14 protein-coding genes and 2 pseudogenes are annotated in these 17,464 nt (G+C 65.6%); 8 read left to right on the forward strand and 8 right to left on the reverse strand.

All coding sequences use genetic code 11. The features are described from left to right. Window positions 1–739: 739 nt before the first annotated feature. Together LFM09_RS49140 and LFM09_RS49145 are read right to left on the reverse strand one after the other, a co-directional pair. The gene (locus tag LFM09_RS49140; protein WP_414103561.1) at window positions 740–1,429 is read right to left on the reverse strand and encodes an IS3 family transposase; all 690 of its coding nucleotides are present in this window, start codon (window positions 1,427–1,429) and stop codon (window positions 740–742) included. Between the two features lie 124 nt (window positions 1,430–1,553). Beyond that, window positions 1,554–1,694, reverse strand: a pseudogene (locus tag LFM09_RS49145) (transposase); the annotation flags it as partial. Between LFM09_RS49145 and LFM09_RS49150 the strand changes: the two are divergent. Beyond that, the gene (locus LFM09_RS49150) at window positions 1,626–1,871 is read left to right on the forward strand and encodes a hypothetical protein (protein ID WP_414103574.1); all 246 of its coding nucleotides are present in this window, start codon (window positions 1,626–1,628) and stop codon (window positions 1,869–1,871) included. The pseudogene LFM09_RS49145 and the gene LFM09_RS49150 sit on opposite strands and share 69 nt — an antisense overlap. A 116-nt stretch (window positions 1,872–1,987) precedes the next feature. Here LFM09_RS49150 and LFM09_RS49155 read toward each other — a convergent pair whose 3' ends face one another. From LFM09_RS49155 to LFM09_RS49165, 3 genes are all read right to left on the reverse strand, one after another. Next, on the reverse strand, window positions 1,988–3,256 hold the full coding sequence (locus tag LFM09_RS49155) for a cytochrome P450 family protein (protein WP_414103562.1): 1,269 nt from the start codon (window positions 3,254–3,256) through the stop codon (window positions 1,988–1,990). Next, window positions 3,253–3,867 carry a hypothetical protein gene (locus LFM09_RS49160; RefSeq protein WP_414103563.1) on the reverse strand — a complete coding sequence of 205 codons (615 nt, stop codon included), beginning with the start codon at window positions 3,865–3,867 and terminating at the stop codon, window positions 3,253–3,255. Before LFM09_RS49160 ends, LFM09_RS49155 begins: the two co-directional genes overlap by 4 nt. Before the next feature lie 69 nt (window positions 3,868–3,936). Then, complete coding sequence (locus LFM09_RS49165; protein ID WP_414103564.1) at window positions 3,937–5,427, reverse strand: multicopper oxidase family protein; 1,491 nt, start codon at window positions 5,425–5,427, stop codon at window positions 3,937–3,939. Window positions 5,428–5,775: 348 nt separating this feature from the next. On the opposite strand from LFM09_RS49165, the gene LFM09_RS49170 reads away from it, so the two are divergent. The 7 genes from LFM09_RS49170 to LFM09_RS49200 all read left to right on the forward strand — a co-directional run bounded on the left by LFM09_RS49170 (window position 5,776) and on the right by LFM09_RS49200 (window position 13,863). Then, a complete protein-coding gene (locus LFM09_RS49170; RefSeq protein WP_414103565.1) occupies window positions 5,776–6,990 on the forward strand; it encodes a 3-deoxy-7-phosphoheptulonate synthase in 1,215 nt (404 codons plus the stop codon). Further along, window positions 6,987–8,009: a methyltransferase gene (locus tag LFM09_RS49175; protein WP_414103566.1), complete on the forward strand. Its 1,023-nt coding sequence runs from the start codon at window positions 6,987–6,989 to the stop codon at window positions 8,007–8,009. Before LFM09_RS49170 ends, LFM09_RS49175 begins: the two co-directional genes overlap by 4 nt. Before the next feature lie 35 nt (window positions 8,010–8,044). Then, the gene (locus LFM09_RS49180) at window positions 8,045–9,217 is read left to right on the forward strand and encodes a 4-hydroxybenzoate 3-monooxygenase (protein ID WP_414103567.1); all 1,173 of its coding nucleotides are present in this window, start codon (window positions 8,045–8,047) and stop codon (window positions 9,215–9,217) included. Between the two features lie 15 nt (window positions 9,218–9,232). Then, on the forward strand, window positions 9,233–10,936 hold the full coding sequence (locus LFM09_RS49185) for a methyltransferase (RefSeq protein WP_414103568.1): 1,704 nt from the start codon (window positions 9,233–9,235) through the stop codon (window positions 10,934–10,936). Continuing rightward, entirely contained in the window at window positions 10,917–12,713 is a 1,797-nt protein-coding gene (locus tag LFM09_RS49190; protein ID WP_414103573.1) for an FAD-dependent monooxygenase, read from the forward strand. The genes LFM09_RS49185 and LFM09_RS49190 overlap by 20 nt, the downstream gene beginning before the upstream one ends. Window positions 12,714–12,733: 20 nt before the next feature. Further along, window positions 12,734–13,453, forward strand: coding sequence for a helix-turn-helix domain-containing protein (locus tag LFM09_RS49195; RefSeq protein ID WP_414103569.1), 720 nt, complete (start codon window positions 12,734–12,736; stop codon window positions 13,451–13,453). A 224-nt stretch (window positions 13,454–13,677) separates the two neighbouring features. After that, entirely contained in the window at window positions 13,678–13,863 is a 186-nt protein-coding gene (locus LFM09_RS49200) for a hypothetical protein (protein WP_414103570.1), read from the forward strand. 131 nt (window positions 13,864–13,994) lie between these two features. Here the strand turns inward: LFM09_RS49200 and LFM09_RS49205 are convergent. The 3 genes and pseudogenes from LFM09_RS49205 to LFM09_RS49215 all read right to left on the reverse strand — a co-directional run. Then, window positions 13,995–15,338: pseudogene (locus LFM09_RS49205) on the reverse strand (IS1634 family transposase); the annotation flags it as partial. Between the two features lie 27 nt (window positions 15,339–15,365). Further along, the gene (locus LFM09_RS49210) at window positions 15,366–15,602 is read right to left on the reverse strand and encodes a DUF4277 domain-containing protein (RefSeq protein WP_414103571.1); all 237 of its coding nucleotides are present in this window, start codon (window positions 15,600–15,602) and stop codon (window positions 15,366–15,368) included. A gap of 329 nt (window positions 15,603–15,931) precedes the next feature. Further along, window positions 15,932–17,464 (reverse strand): ISL3 family transposase (locus LFM09_RS49215; RefSeq protein WP_414103572.1); only part of this gene is annotated, 1,533 nt, incomplete at its 5' end.

A 17,464-nucleotide genomic window follows, 5' to 3' on the forward strand; every position in this document is an offset into this window, starting at 1 on the left:
ACTTCCATGATCGGGAGTTACACCGCTCTTTTTACAGTCCCCGCCCTGGCGCACATGAAGTCCTGGAACAGGAGGCGCAACTGCCGCCGCAAACGCGACGGCGTCTGGCACGCCACCCGAGGCATCGCCCAGATGCGCAACCTGACCATGATCGCCTGAACGACCATTGGCCGCAGGCGGTGCCGCTGTCACCCGTCCCCGCCGACACTCTTGATCATTACGGGACAACCTTTAGTAGTGGCGGGAGTCGGCCTGCGCACTGGCCTGTTCGCACCCTGGCTCAGGTATCGGTGGCTCGTGGGCTTCCGGGTGCTGCTTCACACCGTCATCGTCAACCCNTCGCCTGAACGACCATTGGCCGCAGGCGGTGCCGCTGTCACCCGTCCCCGCCAACACTCTTGATCATTACGGGACAACCTTTAGTAGTGGCGGGAGTCGGCCTGCGCACTGGCCTGTTCGCACCCTGGCTCAGGTATCGGTGGCTCGTGGGCTTCCGGGTGCTGCTTCACACCGTCATCGTCAACCCATCGCGACAGGAGGGTCTGCTGCACGAGTAGGTGACAGTTGTAGTCACGCAACCTGACTGGCTGGCGTGGCCATGATTGCTTCGTAATCGATGGGGGTCAACCTGCCGAGGGCGGTTTGGCGTCTGCGGCGGTGGTAGGAGCGTTCGATCCAGGTGACGATCGCGATCCGGAGTTCGTCGCGGGTGGCCCAGGCGCCGGTTGAGAACACTGTTCTACAGCAACGCGAAGAAGCTTTCAGCAGCCGCGTTGTCTCCGGCTGCGCCGACCCGGCCCGTTGGAACCAGCCAGCCCGTGGCGTGCGAGCGCACGGACGAACTTCCTGGAACGCCCTGCGATCCGCGGTCGGTGTGCACCACGCAGCCGGCGACGTCACCGCGGCAGGCGAGGGCGTTGGTGAGCGCGGTGACGGCGAGGCGGGACTTCATCCGGGAGCCGATGGAGTAGCCCATGATCCGGTTGGAACAGGCGTCCTTGACCGCGCACAGATACAGCTTTCCCTCCGCGGTTCGGTGTTCGGTGATATCGGCCAGCCACAGCAGGTTCGGCGCGGTGGCGGTGAAGTCACGGCGGACAAGGTCGTCGTGCACCGGCGGACCGGCCTTCTTCCCGTTCTTACGGCGTTTCTTGCCGAACGCGCTCCACCAGCCCATGGACGAGCAGATTCGCCAGGCGGTCCGATCCGCCATCGACAGGCCGGCGTCGCGGGCCTCGTCGACCAGGAACCGGTAGCCGAACTCCGGATCGTCGCGGTGTGCGTCGAACAACGCGTTCGCCCGATGAGCCCGCTCGAGCTCGGTGGCGGTGACCGGCTGGGCACGCCACCGGTAGTACGGCTGTCGAGCGATGTTCAAGACCCGGCACGTCACCGCGACGGGGATCCCGTCCGCGGCGAGCTCGTTCACGAGCGGGTAGAGCCTTTCCCGGCAGATTCGCCTGCGACAGATACGCCGTCGCCCGGCGCAGAACCTCGTTCTCCTGCTCCAGCAGCTTGATCCGCTTACGGGCCTCACGCAGCTCCGCCGACTCGGCCCGGCTCGCACCGGGATTGGCGCCCTCGTCGATCTCGGCCTGGCGCAGCCACTTGAACAACGTCATCGGGTGAACCCCGAAATCCTTCGCGATCTGCTCGACCGTCACACCGGGCTCACGGTCACGGGCGACCCGCACAACATCGTCGCGGAACTCCTGAGGGTAGGGCTTGGGCACAGCGACATCCTCCCAGCTCACCATCACGGCAAGCCCCGCGGCGCGCAGCGCCAGGGTGAGCAGGGCTGCGGCGTGGCGGCGGTCGGCGGTGTCGCCGAGCTGGCCGGCGCGGGCGAGTACGGTGATGAGGTCGGGTAGGCGGCGTGCGAGGCTGCCGTAGCGGGATTGCAGTCGGTCGTTGCTGGCGCGGGCGATGTCGCCGTGTAGGCCAGCAGGGGTCCTGGTGGGCCCGTCCGCTCCAGGCCGGCAACTCGTCAGGGGGTCAAGCGCACCGGCAGTCCATCGAAACCGCAAAACATGAAGATGGCTTCCTGAGGCAGCAATTCCTTCGGAGTTGCCAGTTCGAGAGCGGGGAACCGCGCGAACAGCGCGGGCAGCGCGACCTGCGCTTCCAGCCGTGCCAGCGGGGCTCCAAGGCAGTAGTGCGGGCCGTGTCCGAACGCAAGGTGCTGGGCGCGCGTGGGGCGGGTGATGTCGAACTGGTCCGCGTCCGGTCCGTGCACCTGCGGATCACACGAGGCCGCGAGCAGACCCATGACAACTGGCTCGTTCTGGCGAAAGGTCAGGCCGGACTCCTCGTCGTGGACGTCCTCGACCGGATACCAGATGAGCAGGTTCGAGATCGGGGCGCGCTGCCGCAACGTTTCCTCGATCGCGTCCTCCCACCTGGCTGCTCCAGAGCGGATCAGGTCCAGCTGGTCCGGGTTGGTCAGCAGGTTGACCATCGCGCTGCTCAGCAGGTGCACCGTCGTCCGGTGGCCGGCCGCGATGAACAGCATCAGGTTGTTGATCAGCTCTCGAGGAGGGGAACCGAACGCACCGGTTGGTTCGTAGGCAGCGATCAAGTCGGTGGTGAGGTCGTTGCCCGGTCGCGCCCGTTTCAGCGTGACCAGGTCGGCCAGCAGCGCGTACAGGGTTTTGTGCGCTGCCAGGGCGTCCACAACGGACTCATCGTCGTTGTCGTCGTTTGCGCAGAACAGGTCGTCCACCTTCCGGCGGAAGCTGTCGTGCAGGCTCTCCGGCAACCCGAAGAGTTCGGCGATGACGAGCATGGGCAGCGCATGCGAGAAGGAAGCGTGCAGGTCCACCGTTGTGCCGACGGGGGCGGCGCCGACCTGGTCGAGCAACCGGTGAACAATTCCCTCGACGGCCTGTCGCAGCCGCGCGATCCGGCGCGGCGTGAAGGCGTCGCTCACCACGCCGCGCATCCGTGCGTGGTCGGCGCCGTCCGCGGTCACCATGATGTCCGTTTCGAACCAGCGTTGCATCCAGTCCGCGGACACGCGGCCGCTGAGGTAATCAGGCCAATGGGCATGTGGGTTCTTGCTCAGCAGCGGGTTGGCGGCCAGCCGGCGCAGCAGGGCCGGTTCGGTCACCAACCACGCGATGATTTGTCCTGGCAGCTCAACGCGCGTAGCGGGCCCTCTTGCTCGGAGCGCGGCCGCCTCGGCGTGCAGGTCTGCACCGGTGGGGTCGATCCGTATGATGTCGTTGTTGGCGAGAGGGAACCGTTGACCCGTCATAGCTGCTGTCCTGATTCCGGTAGTGGTGCCTTCTTTCCCATGGGATGACCGTTGATCGACCGGATGATCGCCGATTCGTGTCCGGTGAAGGACAGCACACCGACCCACAGCGCCACCGTGGTGTCTTCGTTGATCCCCGGAACTCTCCCGGCCTTGAGGTCGCTCAACGTGTGTTTGCCGCGACCATGGGTGTAGAACTCGAAGTCAGAGCCGACGAGGTTGCCGTAGTCGTCATTTCCATCGCCCGTGTACATGCCTGTCGGAGTGAGTCCGAGGAAGTAATTGCCGTCGGCGTCGGTGTCGAACCAGAGATGCACTTCGATCGATCCGCAGCCGTCGATGACGATGTCGCCGATGTCGCGCAGCTTGAAGGACTCCAAGACCACGGAAGCGGCCGTGAGTTCACCGGGTGCGTTGATGGCCAGGGCCACTCCGCCCGGCCAGGAGAACTCGTGCACGTCCGAGTAGTTGATGGGGTCGCAACTCACCTCGAACTGTCCCTTGTGGTACGAGGTGAAGTAGGTGGCGACTTCGTGCCTGCCGACGTGCTCCGGGCACGATGCTCCGATCTCGTCGGCTTTCGTGTCGCCGGGGCTGAACAACGCGGCCACAGCGGTCAACACAAGTGTAGCGCGCATGATTTGCACGACAGATCCTTTCGGGTGTCATGATGGTGTTGCTCAGGGGACGACTTCGAACTGGCCCATCATTGAATGAGACGCGTGGTCGATGAAGTGGCAGTGGAACGGGTAGCGGCCGACGAAGGAGTTGAACGTGACGCTGATGTGCACGGTGTCGCCTGGATGGAGCCGGACGGTGTCCTTCGGGTAGGCGTCGTGAGCGGGTTCCGGTTTGCCGTTGCGGTCGAGAACGCGGAACTGGACGAGGTGCAGGTGCATCGCGTGCGCGATGCCTAGAGCGCCGTCGGCGTTGACGATCTCCCAGATCTCGGTGGAGCCGAGTTTTACCGTCGCGTCCACCCTGTTCGCGTCGAATTCCCGGCCGTTGATGAGGAACTTCTCCTGTTTCACGTCAAAGTGAAGGACGAATCGGCGTTGCTGCGTTGCGGGTGGCAGCGGAGGCGCGGCCACAGGCCAGCCCTCGGCGGGCGCGTACTCCTGCGGCACCCGGCCGTCCTGCCAACCTCGGACGGCGTCGAGGTCCAGCCTTCGTGCTGAGTCGACTCCGGCCACTCGGAACTGCATGACCTGCCGTTTTTGGGCGGCGGCGGGGCTGGTCGCGATGTTCTCCAAGGCGACGCTGGTCCCCGGAGCGGTCGACCGGAAATCCACCAGCACGTCGGCGCGCTCGGAGGGGAAGAGTTCGATCTCTTGGAGCAGGGCGGGAGAGGGCAGCAGGCCGCCGTCCGAACCGATTTGGAGGAACAACGCCCCGTTGTCGAGCCGGAACCTGAACGGCTCGATGTTGGAGACGTTGAACAGCCGCAGGCGGTACAGGCTCGGTTTGACGGTGAAGTACGGTTGCGGGCGACCGTTGACCAGCATCGTGGGCCGGTCGAGGAAGTCGTCAAAAACCCACACCAACTGCCCGTTGTGGTCGAACTTGGCGTCCCGGATGAGCAGCGGAACGTCAAACTCGCCCCTGGGTAGCGGTATCTGTTGTTCGACGGAATCGGACAATAAGTACGCTCCGGCCAAACCGCGGTAAACCTGTTCGGCTTCCAGGTGGTGCGCGTGGTCGTGATACCACAACGTGCCTGCGGGTTGGGCATTCGGATAGTTGTACACCCTGGTCTTGTTGGGCTTGATGACATCCATCGGATATCCATCACTCGAAGCCGGAACGTTCGCGCCGTGCAGGTGAACGGCTGCATCCGTGTACATCTTGTTGATCTGCGCGACGACGGTTTTCCTGCCCTGTTCGGCTTGGATTGTCGGCCCTGGAAAACAACCGGCGTAGGTGAGCACCTTCGTCTGGATGCCGGGCAGGATCTCCTGGCTTGTTTCCGCGATCTCGATCTCGTAGAAATCGCTGTCCGAGGTGCGGCGAGCGGGTGCGAGGACCGGTGGAATAGTCATGGGCACCGAGTAGGGTGGCGGAAGCCACGGGTGTTGCGGTGTTGCGCGGATCGAACGACTGGACGATAGCATCAACATTGCGCTTGCTGCCGTCAGGCTTTTTAACGCGTTTCTGCGACTTAACACTGTCATTCCTCAGATAGTGCTTGTCCAGGTTGACGAAACGGTGCTGCACTCAAGTCGAGTTCGGATTGTCTTACCAAAGTCCGAACACGTCATCGGTGGGACATAACCATGCATCGAAGACTCCGGCAAGCATGCCTCATATTAGTTCACACGTTCGTGTGTCATTCCTGCTGTACGGTTCCGCGGTACGGAACTCACGCTGTCGAGCACACGCCTTGTCGTGGTTACATGGTGCCTGCTGCACGAGCCTGAGGGAACGGTTTCGGTCCTGGGTATCGCTATTTTGCGATGCCCTCCTTGCCCGTTTTACATCGGTGTCCGTGGTGGTGTTCGAGTGAGTATGGAGGGTGTCTGATGTCCGAGCGCGTACTCGATTGGTCGTGGCGCCACCTGCCTGCGGTGCAGCAACCGACTTGGCCTGTTCCGGAGGTGGCTGAACAGGCGACAGCGACGTTGAAGTCTTTGCCGGGAATTGTTGACATCCAGGAGTGCGACCAATTGCGCCGAGAGGTCGCCGCCGCAGCCGACGGTCGTGCGCTGGTGCTCCAGGCCGGCGACTGTGCCGAGCGGTTCGACACGTCGCCGGAGTCGACTTCGGCGACCGTGCGGGTCATCACCAGGATCGCGCACGTGCTATCCAGAGGTGTCGGCCTGCCGGTCGTGGTGATCGGCAGGATGGCCGGCCAGTTCGCGAAGCCGAGATCCGGTGCGACCGAGGAGAGAGACGGGGTCGAGTTACCCGTCTACCGCGGTGACGTCATCAACTCGCCCGAGTTCACGCTCGCGGCCCGAATCCCCGATCCCCGCCGGATGCTGACCGCCCACCGTGCGGCGGTGGCCAAGCTAGGACTTGTTCGATCGCTGAACCGGGAGATGTTCGTCAGCCATGAGGCGCTGCTCCTGGACTACGAGTCCGCGTTGGTCCGCTGGGACGAGCCGAGCGGGCGCTGGTTCTCAGCTTCAGGTCACCTGCTTTGGATCGGTGAGCGCACCAGGGATCCGTTGGGAGCGCACGTCGCGTTCATCGCCCAGCTGGCCAATCCGATCGGAGTGAAGATCGGTCCGACGTGCACGGTCGACGAGGTGCTGTCGGTCATCGATCGAATAGATCCCGCCGGTGAACCCGGCCGCCTCACCCTGGTCGCCAGGATGGGGGCCGACAGAATCAGGACGGCGCTTCCGCCGCTGTTGCGCGCCGTGGTCAGGTCCGGGCGGCATGTCGCATGGATGTGCGATCCGATGCACGGCAACACGATCAAGCTCGGCGCGGGGCGCAAGACGCGGCGGTTCGAGGACATCGCCGCCGAGGTCGCACGCTTCCACGAGACCCTGGGTGAGCACGGCGTTGCACCAAGCGGATTGCACCTGGAGCTGACCGGTGAAGACGTCACGGAATGCATCGGCCGATCTCCCGCGCTGTCAGAGCGCGATCTGGCGCGCAGGTACGAAACGGCCTGCGATCCGCGCCTCAACCGGTTGCAGGCCATCCGGCTGGTGCACCTGACGACCAGAACCTTCCGGAAGCCAGCTTCCCGGCCAGCGCTGATTTCCGAGGGAGTTCTTTCATGACCACCGACTCCGTCGCGACGATGATCGAGATGATCACCGGTCATTGGCGCACGCAGATCGTCCGGGCGATGGCGGACCTCGATGTCGTCGAACACCTGTCGTGCGGTGCCAGGACATCGGACGATGTCGCGGCGCGTGCGGGGAGCGACCCTCGGACGACGCGTCGGCTGATGCGCGCGGCCACTTCACTGGGTCTGCTCGAACAGCACGACGACGGGACGGTCACCACCACGGACCTGGGCACATTGCTGCGGCCCAACGTACCCGGCTCCGTCCGCAACATGGCCCTGGTCCAGGGCGGCCCGAGCCATTGGCTGCCATGGGGTGAACTGCCGCGCGCCGTGCGGTCCGGTACCACCGCCCTGCACGTGCCGCTCGGACTGGAGCCGGGGCAGACGTTGTTCGACCACTACGCGCAGCACCCGGTGGAAGGCGCTCAGTTCGCTGCCTGGATGTCGGACACCACGGCCGGCATCATCGAGGACGTCACGGGCATGGTCGATCTGTCAGGTGTTACCACGGTGCTCGACGTCGGCGGAGCGAACGGTGCTCTGGTGCGGGCATTGGTGCGGAACAACCCGCACGTCCGGGGTGCAGTGCTCGAACTGCCGAGCGTCGTGCCCGGCGCGCTCGCCGCCATGACGGACTCCGATGCGGACGGTGCGGTCGACGTGGTGCCGGGAGACTTCTTCGTCAGCGTACCGCCAGCCGATCTCTACCTGCTGAAGTGGATTCTGCACGACTGGAACGACGACGAATGCGTGCAGATCCTGCGGAACTGCCGCGCTTCGGCACCCGGCGGTGCGCGCGTCGTGGTGGTAGACGCTGTCATCGGTGCGGGCGAGAGCGCGGACTTCACCGCGATGTTCGACATGAACATGCTCTCTGTCTCCAAAGGCCAGGAACGAACGTTGGCCGAGTTCGACGCGTTGTACGCGGCCAGCGGGTGGCGGCGTGCGTCGGCCTGCCCGACGCACGGGCTGCAGACCGTGCAGGAACTGATCACTGCCGCTCCTTGAGGTCCGGTCGCACTGTCCCGTGAAAGGAGGTAGGGATGACCGAACGTGCCACCGTGGTCATCATCGGCGCCGGGCCCGCCGGACTGGTGCTGGGCAATCTGCTGGTGTCCCAGGGCATCGGCACTCTGATCCTGGAGCGGTCCAGCCGGGACCACGTTCAGTCGAGCTCACGGGCCGGTTTCTTCGGCGCGAACAGCGCGCGGGTGCTGGCCGAGCACGGACTCGACTTCAGGCTGGCGCTGGCGGGCAGGGCGCATGACACTTGCACGTTCCGGCACAGCGACGGGGACTTCACACTGAACTACGGCGAACTGGGCCGCGGTGAGACACATGTGCTGTACCCACAGCACGAACTCGTCGCGGATCTCATCGGCGAGTACCTCCGCCGAGGCGGCCGGATCCGCTTCGGCGCCAAGGTCACCGACGTCGATGCAAGCACCGCGACCGCCCGCTATGAAGACGCGTTCGGAGCAGACGAGGTGACCGGTGTCTTCCTGGCCGGTTGCGACGGTGGCTACGGTGCTTCGCGCCACGCGATTCCGGCCTCGCACGCGGTCCACTTAGGACGCGATCACGGCATCGTGTGGCTGGCGGTCCTCGCCGAGGCGCCGCAGAGCTCACCGGCGATCACCTATGCGATCCACGACGACGGGTTCGCGGGACACATGGCCCGCAGCGCCAGCGTGACACGCTACTACCTGCAGATCCCCTCCGACGACACGCTGAACGCCTGGCCCGATGAACGGATCTGGACGGAGTTGGGTGTTCGGATGTACGTGGAGAGGTTCGGTCCGTTGTGCACAGGGCCGATCGTCGACCGGCGGGCGGTGCACCTGCGTTCGAACATCGTCGACCCGATCCAGCACGGGCGCATGTTCCTGGTCGGCGACGCCGCCAGCCTGATCAGTCCGGCCGCAGCGAAAGGCGCGAACCTGGCGATCATGGAAGCCGAGTTCCTGGCGAACGCCATGATCGACGCGCTGAAGAACGACGACGAGAGCGCCCTCGCCGGGTACTCGCGCACCTGTCTGCGCCGCATCTGGCGGGCGCAGGAGTTCTCGCACTGGATGATCGATCTTCTCGCCGCACCCCGAGGTTGCGGCCCGGACGTGGGATTCCGGCGAGCGCTGCGGCGGGCTCGGCTCGACAGCCTCCGGGACTCTCGGGCACACCAGCACTTCTTCGCGGAGAACTACGTCGGTGTCTGACGGATTGGAGCGAACATGCCTGTCACGGTTGCCACCGTCCTCGACGAAGAGGATCTGGCCCGCGTCGCCGACGCGATGAACATCATCGCGGGCCATGACACAGAATCGATGGTCAGAACCGTCATGCCCCACCTCGGGCGGGGCGAAGGTGCAGCGATCGGGCGGTACACGGCCTTCAACCACGTCGCTCTGGCCGTGTTCCCGAGGACCTTCGACGGGCTGGTCGAGGAGTTGGCGCGCCAGGGGGTCGACGTCACCAGGAAGACGCCCAGCGTCGTGGTGCGCGATCGCCTGTGCCGGCGGTACGGCATTCGCAGGCGCGATCTTTCCGTCGAGATCCTCCGCGCGGCAGTGCGTGATCGGGCCGGCCAGAAGTGCGAGCTGGAGATGTTCGCCGTCCTGACCCCGGAGCACCTAGCGCACATCGCAGAGGCCGAGCGGGCGCACAGCTGGGAGAACCACGTCGGCTTATGCGTGCCGCAGGCGGATCCGGTGCTGGTCAGCGGACTCAGATCAGCGATCACGACCTGCCTGTGCCCCGACGGCGGCGGCTACAACGAGTATGAGGGTTCCACCGTTCTCTACTTCCGCGGCGACCACCCGGATCCCGCGTATCGCCGGTTGGAACTCGTCTCCCGAGGAGGAAGACTGCCCGGAGTGCTGGAACAGCATCTCCGCGAGTCTGACGTCGGCGTCGAGCTCCTGCGCCTGCTGACCGGCGCCTGGGCGACCCAGGCCATCGCGACCGCCGCTGAACTGCGGCTGCCCGACCACCTCACCACCATCTCGGATCTTCCCGGCTTGGCGGCCGCGACCACGGCGGATCAGGACTCGCTGAACAGGTTGCTGCGGTACCTCGCCGCGTTGGGCGTTGTCCGCACCTCGGCCGACGGCTTCCACCTCACTGAAGTCGGCCAATTGTTGTGCGCCGACGTGCCGGGATCGATGAGGCCGCTCGCGTTGATGTACGGAGGCTCCTTCTACCAGGCGTTCGCCGGATTGCCCGAGGCTGTCCGAACAGGCGTGGCCTCCTACGAGAAGATCTTCGGGTTTTCCCATTTCGAGCACATGGCGAGAGATCCGCAGGTTGCTGACACGTTCCACCAGTCGATGGCCGCCAGCAACGCGGTATTCGCCGAAGTCGCCCGCGTGGTGGACTTCGACGGAGCCGGAACGGTCGTCGACATCGCCGGTGGCAACGGACAGTTGCTCAGTCAGGTGCTCGCCGGCACCCCGTCGCTGCGGGGTGTCCTGTTCGAAAAACCGCACGCTCTGACCACCGCGAGGACTGTCCTCCGCGCGGTGGCGGATCGCTGCAGGTTGGTGAGTGGGGATTTCACCAAGTCGGTGCCGGACGAGGGCGACATCTATGTGCTGTCCCGCATCTTGCACGACTGGGATGACGAGGAGTGTCAGCGCATTCTCGAGACCTGTGCGGCCACCATGCCAGCGCACGCCGAGCTACTCGTCATCGAGCGCCTGCTACCGGAGCGCGAGGGCGGGGCCTCCCTGGCCATCCCGTGGGACGTCCACATGCTGTGCAACGTCGGTGGGCGCGAACGCACCGAATCTCAGTACCGAGCCCTGTTGGCAAGGGCAGGTTTCGATCTCCTCGACACCCAGCCTCTCCCGCTGGACATTCATTTGCTGCGTGCGATCAAGTTTGAAGTTCCGGAACAGGGAAGGGAAACGCATCACCATGTCGGCGGTGGACACTGAGGTACTGGTGGTCGGCGCTGGACCGGCGGGGCTCAGTGCCGCGGCACTGCTCGCTGAGTACGGAGTTCGCTCCATAACCGTCAGCAAACATCCTGGCACCGCGAACTCGCCGCGTGCCCACATCACCAATCAGCGCACCATGGAGGTCTTCCGGGACCTCGGCCTGGAGGAACGGGTTCGGGCGGTGGCCGTGCCGAACGAGTTGATGGGCGACAACGTGTGGGCCACCAGCTTCGCCGGTCGGGAACTTGCGCGCCTGAAGGCGTGGGGAACCGCTCCGCTGCGGCAGCAGGACTACGCTGCGGCCAGCCCGACCGCGATGTGCAATGTGCCGCAGCACGTGCTGGAACCGTTGATCCTCGACGGCGCGCGCGAGCGAGGAGCGGATGTCCGCTTCTCGACCGAACTTCTGCACATCTGGCAGACCGACGACGTCGTGCATGCGGTAGTGCGAGACCACAACACCGGCGTGGAGCAGACGATTCGCAGCCGCTACGCGATCGGCGCCGACGGCGGTCGAAGCACCGTTGCGAAGAAGTTGGGGTTCCAGTTCGACGGCCGATCAGGGCTCGGTCACGCGGTGAACGTCTGGCTGCACGCGGACCTCACCCGATACACCGCACACCGACCGAGCACGTTGTACTGGATGTGCCAGCCCGGCAACGACTACTGGATCGGCTCGGGCACCTTCATCTGCGTTCGTCCGTGGGACGAATGGGTCATGGTGTTCATGTACGATCCGGCAGAGGGTCGGCCTGACATGTCCGAAGAGGCCGTGACCGCGCGTGCCGCGGCGGTCATCGGCGACCCGGAAGTGGCCATCACGGTCAAGTCCATCAGCGAGTGGCAGATCAACCACCTGGTCGCGCGCGAGTTTCGGCGCGGCAGGGTCTTCCTCGCCGGTGACGCGGCGCATCGCCACCCTCCAGCCAACGGGCTCGGCACGAACACCTCGATCCAGGACTCCTACAACCTGGCGTGGAAGCTGGCATTCGTCCTGCGCGGCCAGGCCGGGCCCGAATTGCTGGACAGCTACGACGCCGAGCGGCGCCCAGTAGGCAGACAAGTCGTGGATCGCGCCATGAAGAGCGTCGAGGACATGCGGCCGATGTCCGAGGCGTTCGGCTTTCACCCCGGTCAAAGCTCGGAGGACGGGTGGCGCAGCGTCGACGACCTGTTTGCGGACACGGCGAGTGGCCGTCGACGCAGACAGGCCCTCTCCGAGGCGATCGATCTGCAGAACTTCAACTTCAACGCCCACGGCGTGGAACTCGGCCAACGCTACGACTCGTCAGCGGTGGTGCCCGACGGCACGATGGATGCCGGATCCGACCGCGATCCGGAGCTGTATTACCAGCCCACCACCCGGCCTGGGGCTCATCTACCGCATGTCTGGCTGGAGCACTGCAACCGCCGCATGTCGACGCTGGACATCACCGGGCGCGGCCGGTTCACGGTGGTCACCGGGATCGGTGGCCAGTACTGGCTGGACGCCGCCGAGAAAGTCGCCGCCGAATTCGGCATCGAACTGGACGGTGTCCTGATCGGTCCGGGCAGCGAGTACTTGGACGTGGTCGGTGACTGGGCACAAGTTCGGGAGATCGACGAGCGTGGTTGCCTGTTGGTGCGTCCTGATCGTCACATCGCCTGGCGCAGCCATGATCACGGCGACGACGCGGTCGGGATGTTGCGATCCGTGCTGGCTGCGGTTCTCCACCGATGTGCAGACGGCCCGCTGTCAGGAGCGAGCCGTGGGGTGTACCGGGAGGCACCATGAGAGGAGCCGGTCCAGGCGCTGTGGAGAAAGCGATTTCCGTTCTGCGCGTGATCGCGAGCAGCGTGGAACCTGTGACGCAGAGCGTGGTCGCCCGTGAGACCGGGCTTCCCAAGTCGACTGTGCATCGGGTGCTGCGCCTTCTTGAGCTAGAAGGTGTGATCATACGCACCAACGCGCACTACAAGATCTGCCATGACTTCCTGGCGTCCAGCGGAGTACAGGACATGCGCGTCCACGCACTGCCTGCCATGCTGACGATCTACGAACTGACCCATCTGCTGGTCCAACTCATGGTCCTGGACGACGAGGTGGTCAGGTGCATCGAGCAGTTCGAAGCGTCCTGGCAGCCGGTCGGTTCGTTCGCCGGGCGCGGCGCGACCTGGCCTGCGGGTTCGACGGCTGCAGGGCAGGCCTTGCTGAGATGCGAGCAAGGAGGCCTGGACTTCCCGGCGGAACGCGTTGGCGCCAAGGTGTGCTTCGACGATGGCGCGACACACCCGTTGCTGGTGACAGCGGCGGTGCCCGTGGCCACCGGGGCTTCGACGTTCGCGGCGGTGTCCGTCACCGGCCCCCACACCGTCATGACCAATCCGGCCTTTGTGGCGAAGATGGCTCAGCTGCCCGGGACCACGTGTCGGGTGGCGCCGCTAAACCGGTGGGATGAGGCCCGTGAAGGTGCGGGTGCCGTTGCAGCGCGGGCACTCACGGCCGTTGTCGACCGTGCGGAGCGCCGCCGATGATCGCGAGCAGCGGGCGGCCACGTAGCTCGCGCCGCCTCACAGGCGGCAGACGCCGTTATCGGCTGCGCCCGCATCACTGCGTGTCAGGGTGGGTTGAGTCCAGTGGTTCAAGCAAACTGGCCTGACGCAGGGCGAGATTCGGATGGATTGGCTGACCCGCAAGGCAATGTCCTCGGTGGTCGAGGACGATGATGGGCGGATGGATTCCCAGCAGCCGCGTGATAATGGGGCCGAGGCGGCGGCGCGCGTTCAGCGCGCAGGAGCAGCTCGCGCATCTGAGTGCCTACGAGCAGGCGTGTGAGCACGGCGACGGCGGGTATCTGCGGCGGGAGGGCTTGTACTCGTCGTTGATCATCGAGTGGCGCAAGCAGCGTGATGCCGGTGTGCTGGCGGGCAAGGCGCCGGGGTGAGAAGTCCGGCCGGCTGTCCGCGGAGCAGGCGGAGATCGCCCGGCTCACACGGGAGAACGCCCGTGTGAGCTAGCCCCGTCTTTCGCACATGGCGATGAGTGAGATGGTCCCCGGAATCGGGGATTTATTGATCATGGTGGTTGAGTCGGGTCGACGGCAAGAAGGTCGAGCAGTCTGGCCTGGACGGGGCCGGGTTGCGGGATGGTCGCAGGTTGCCCGTTGGTAGCCGGGATCAGCCGTAACCCGGCCAGGGCCTGGAAGATGAGTGTGCCGGTGGGCTTGGCTTTCTGGCCGGGATACAGCCCGGTCATGGTGGTGTCCGGGGCGAGGGCTCGGCGCACGGAACGTTCGACGAGGCAGAAGAGCAGCAGTGCCAGGCAGATCACGGTGATCAGGGCTTCGATGCGCCGGTTGGTCTTGAGGAACATCGGCGCGACCGCGAGCGGGCCCTTGAACGCGCTGTAACGGCGTTCCACCACTTCCTGGCCTTTGTAGCGGATCAGCACTTCAGCGGCGTCGATGGTGGCGGGCAGGTTGGTGAGCAGGGCGTACCAGCCGTCGGTAGCTGCTTCGGCGTCCAGGGCATCCTGGTCGAACCACCAGGTCAGGGTGGGTTTGCCGGTCTCGCTGCGCAGGTAGGCCTTGACCCGGCGGGCGCGGGCGATGGCGGCGACCCGGTCGGTCACGGCCTGCTCGGTCGGGTAGTGCCGCGAACCCAGCCCGTTGGTCAGCCGGCCGAGATCACCCGTGGCGCGGTCGAGTTTCTTGGCCCGGGCCGTGGCCGCCGCCCCGGCCCTCGCGCTGGAGTGCACGAACACCCGCCGCAACCGCAGCGCGGGATCGGCTTTCTTCTTGCCGGGCACGACGAGTTCGTCTTCGAGTACCCGCCAGACACCAACTCGATCGGCGGATTTGCCCGCGTCACGTTCCGCGGTGTAGTCCACGACGACGGCCGCGCCGGTGTCGAGCCCGGCCAGCTCGGCGGTGCTGACGTACTGCTTGGACGCCGGGGCGATGAACTCCGTCCCGGCGGTGATCATCGCGTGCAGATTGCCGTAGGAGACCAACTTGGAGTCGCCGACGAGCAAGAACCTTCTCGGCCCGGCCACGTCTTTCAACGCGGTCATCGCGCCCACGACCTGGGCCACCTCGCCGGCGTTGCCGTCGTAGGCGCGGTGCCAGAGCGGGATCCCGCCATCGGCGGTCGCCGCCAGCCCGGCCTGGACCTGCTTCAGATCCGGGCGGCGGTCCTTCGGATGACCGAACTTCGGGGTCGCGAACTGGTCATCGGCCCGCTCGTAGGCGCCGAACAGCGAGATCGAGGTCATGTCCCAGTGCAGCCGGGACACATCCACCCCGAACGCGGCGATCGCCTGCGCCCCAACCGATCCGACGATCCTGTCGAGTTCGGGGGCGATCGCGTCCAAAGCGCGGGCGATCCGGTCGTCGCCCAGCGCGGCCGGGTCGATGCCGAGCGTCTCCCCGACCGCCCAAGCCCGCGCTCAGTCCTGGACCCGGTACAACGGCGACGGGGAGGTCAGCCGGTTGGCCACCAGCGCCTCGATCACCTGACCATGGGTCAGGATCGCCACATCCGCCCGGATCGGGCAAGCCCGGTCGACGATCCCCGCGAGGTCGAGCCGGTGGCAGTACTCGGCCAACACCGGCAACGCACCCAGCACCTTCTCCACACTCGGCCCGCCATAGGCGATCGGCTGCCGAGACCGTCGTTCCCGCATCCCGCCACGATAAGATGATCAAGGCGAATCACTGTTGCGGCCCCAACCAACCTCATGTGCGAAAGACGGGGCTAGCGGCTGGACACCACCGAGGCCGCGCTCGACATCATGGGAAAAGCACACGCTCTCTGTGCGCCACGAGGCGCGTGATCGTATCCCCGGCGTAGCCGGGAGGAACTCGGAAGAATGTTCCTGGGTCTGATGGCTTACCCGGATCCGAAAGGTTAAGGGGACCAAAGCACGCCAGCAAACCGGAGACCGGGTCCAGACGTCAGGGACGGTGCTCTGATGGCGCTCTGCGGAAAAGGGTCCTGTCGCTGGTTGCGTGATCAACATTTGGCTGGTTCAGACCCGGCAGAGGACCTTCTTGCGGAGCAGGTCGAACTGCGCGCGTCCGTACATGCTTCTTTGATCGATTTCAACCGCGAGACGGCGCCTTCCACAGGGCCGGAGTTGTGTTCCATCGTGAGCCCGTTGACAACCACAGCGCGGTCACGTGCGAGCCCAGCGGTGAACGAGTGCAACTGCGGGAAGTCATCCGCTTCCACCGCGGCGATCCATGCGTCGAGACGTTCACCATGCAGGCCCGTCATCATCTCCGCGAAGGACATGACGTGGTAGGCCAACCTCTCCAAAGCCGAGCTGCGGGCCAGGATTTCAGTGAGCCGAGCGCGATCATGATCGTCGAGGTCGTCAGGGTGTTGCAACATCCACCGGGTCACGTCTCGGACCTTCGGCGGGGCCGGAGTGGCAGGTGGCGCGGCGCCGACTGTCCGGAAGAGACGGAGGTATCGGGTCAGAGCCGGATAGCTGCCGGTGTAGCCCTGTCCGCGGATCTCGGCCAGCAAGACCGTCGCCGTCGTGCACCCCTGGTTCCATCGCTCGCGCAAGTACGGTTTGAACCGCTCCAGCGGCCCAGGGCGGCCATCCCGCTGCTTGATCAGCAACTCCTCCACGCTCGCAGCTCGCGCGAACCGGCGCACGGACTTGCGGTCCAGCCGCAGCGACCGGGAGATCCCACTGATCGATTCGCCCTTGGCCAGCAACTGCCGCACTGCCACGTGGTGCTCACGGATGCGGACAACCACGGCTTGTGCCTCGACACGGCCGATGTCCGCGGCGATTGCGATCTGCTCGACGTCCCGCGAGGTAACAGGATCTGAGGCGGGCTCGGCGACGTCGTGATCAGGATCGCGGAGGTCATGGCGATGCTGCCTGATCGTTTTCTCGACATAGCCGGCGAGGCCGTGCCAGAGGTGCCAGCGGTCGGCTACTTGCAGGGCGCCGGGCGCACCCAGACGCGCGCCTTCGGCATACGCGCCAGCACGATCACGACAGATGACACTCACGCCAGGGTGCGCGCGGAGCCACTCGGCGAGGCCGTCCGCGGCGCGGTCGGCGAGCAGGTCAATCGGGCGGTGGGTGGCCATGTCCAGCAGGATGGTTCCGTAGCTGCGGCGACGTTTGAACGCGAAGTCATCGACGCCTAGCAATGTGACCGGCCCGATTGGCGGGTCTGGAACGGCGCGGACCAAGCGCAGCAACGTGTCACGGCCGGTGACCAGACCGAGGCGACCGGCGAGCCGAGCACCGGCACGAGCGGCCACCGCCAGACCGATCGACTCCAACATCCCGCGTAGCCGCGGGCTACGCCGGGCGTGTGGGCTGGTCAAGCCTTCTACCTGCTCGGCGAACGTCTTGACCGGACATGTCTCGTTGTCGCAGAAGAACCGGCGCATTCGCAGCCACAGCACCACCGGCGATCCCGCCACCAGCATGTCAGCCACCCGACGGTCATAGCGGCTATGCACCCGGCGCTGAGGTTCACCCCGAACGGTGGACAGGGGCGTAAGAAGTTCAGG

Source organism: Lentzea alba (assembly GCF_047445655.1).
In the GTDB taxonomy this organism is placed as follows: domain Bacteria; phylum Actinomycetota; class Actinomycetes; order Mycobacteriales; family Pseudonocardiaceae; genus Lentzea; species Lentzea alba_A.

Excerpts from the sequence above, each read along its gene's own strand:
- LFM09_RS49175 (WP_414103566.1), top strand. The coding sequence starts at position 6,987 with ATGACCACCGACTCCGTCGCGACGATGATCGAGATGATCACCGGTCAT.
- LFM09_RS49190 (WP_414103573.1), top strand. The coding sequence starts at position 10,917 with ATGTCGGCGGTGGACACTGAGGTACTGGTGGTCGGCGCTGGACCGGCG.
- LFM09_RS49185 (WP_414103568.1), top strand. The coding sequence starts at position 9,233 with ATGCCTGTCACGGTTGCCACCGTCCTCGACGAAGAGGATCTGGCCCGC.
- LFM09_RS49210 (WP_414103571.1), bottom strand. The coding sequence starts at position 15,602 with ATGCGGGAACGACGGTCTCGGCAGCCGATCGCCTATGGCGGGCCGAGT.
- LFM09_RS49200 (WP_414103570.1), top strand. The coding sequence starts at position 13,678 with ATGGGGCCGAGGCGGCGGCGCGCGTTCAGCGCGCAGGAGCAGCTCGCG.
- LFM09_RS49180 (WP_414103567.1), top strand. The coding sequence starts at position 8,045 with ATGACCGAACGTGCCACCGTGGTCATCATCGGCGCCGGGCCCGCCGGA.
- LFM09_RS49165 (WP_414103564.1), bottom strand. The coding sequence starts at position 5,427 with ATGACAGTGTTAAGTCGCAGAAACGCGTTAAAAAGCCTGACGGCAGCA.
- LFM09_RS49170 (WP_414103565.1), top strand. The coding sequence starts at position 5,776 with ATGTCCGAGCGCGTACTCGATTGGTCGTGGCGCCACCTGCCTGCGGTG.
- LFM09_RS49155 (WP_414103562.1), bottom strand. The coding sequence starts at position 3,256 with ATGACGGGTCAACGGTTCCCTCTCGCCAACAACGACATCATACGGATC.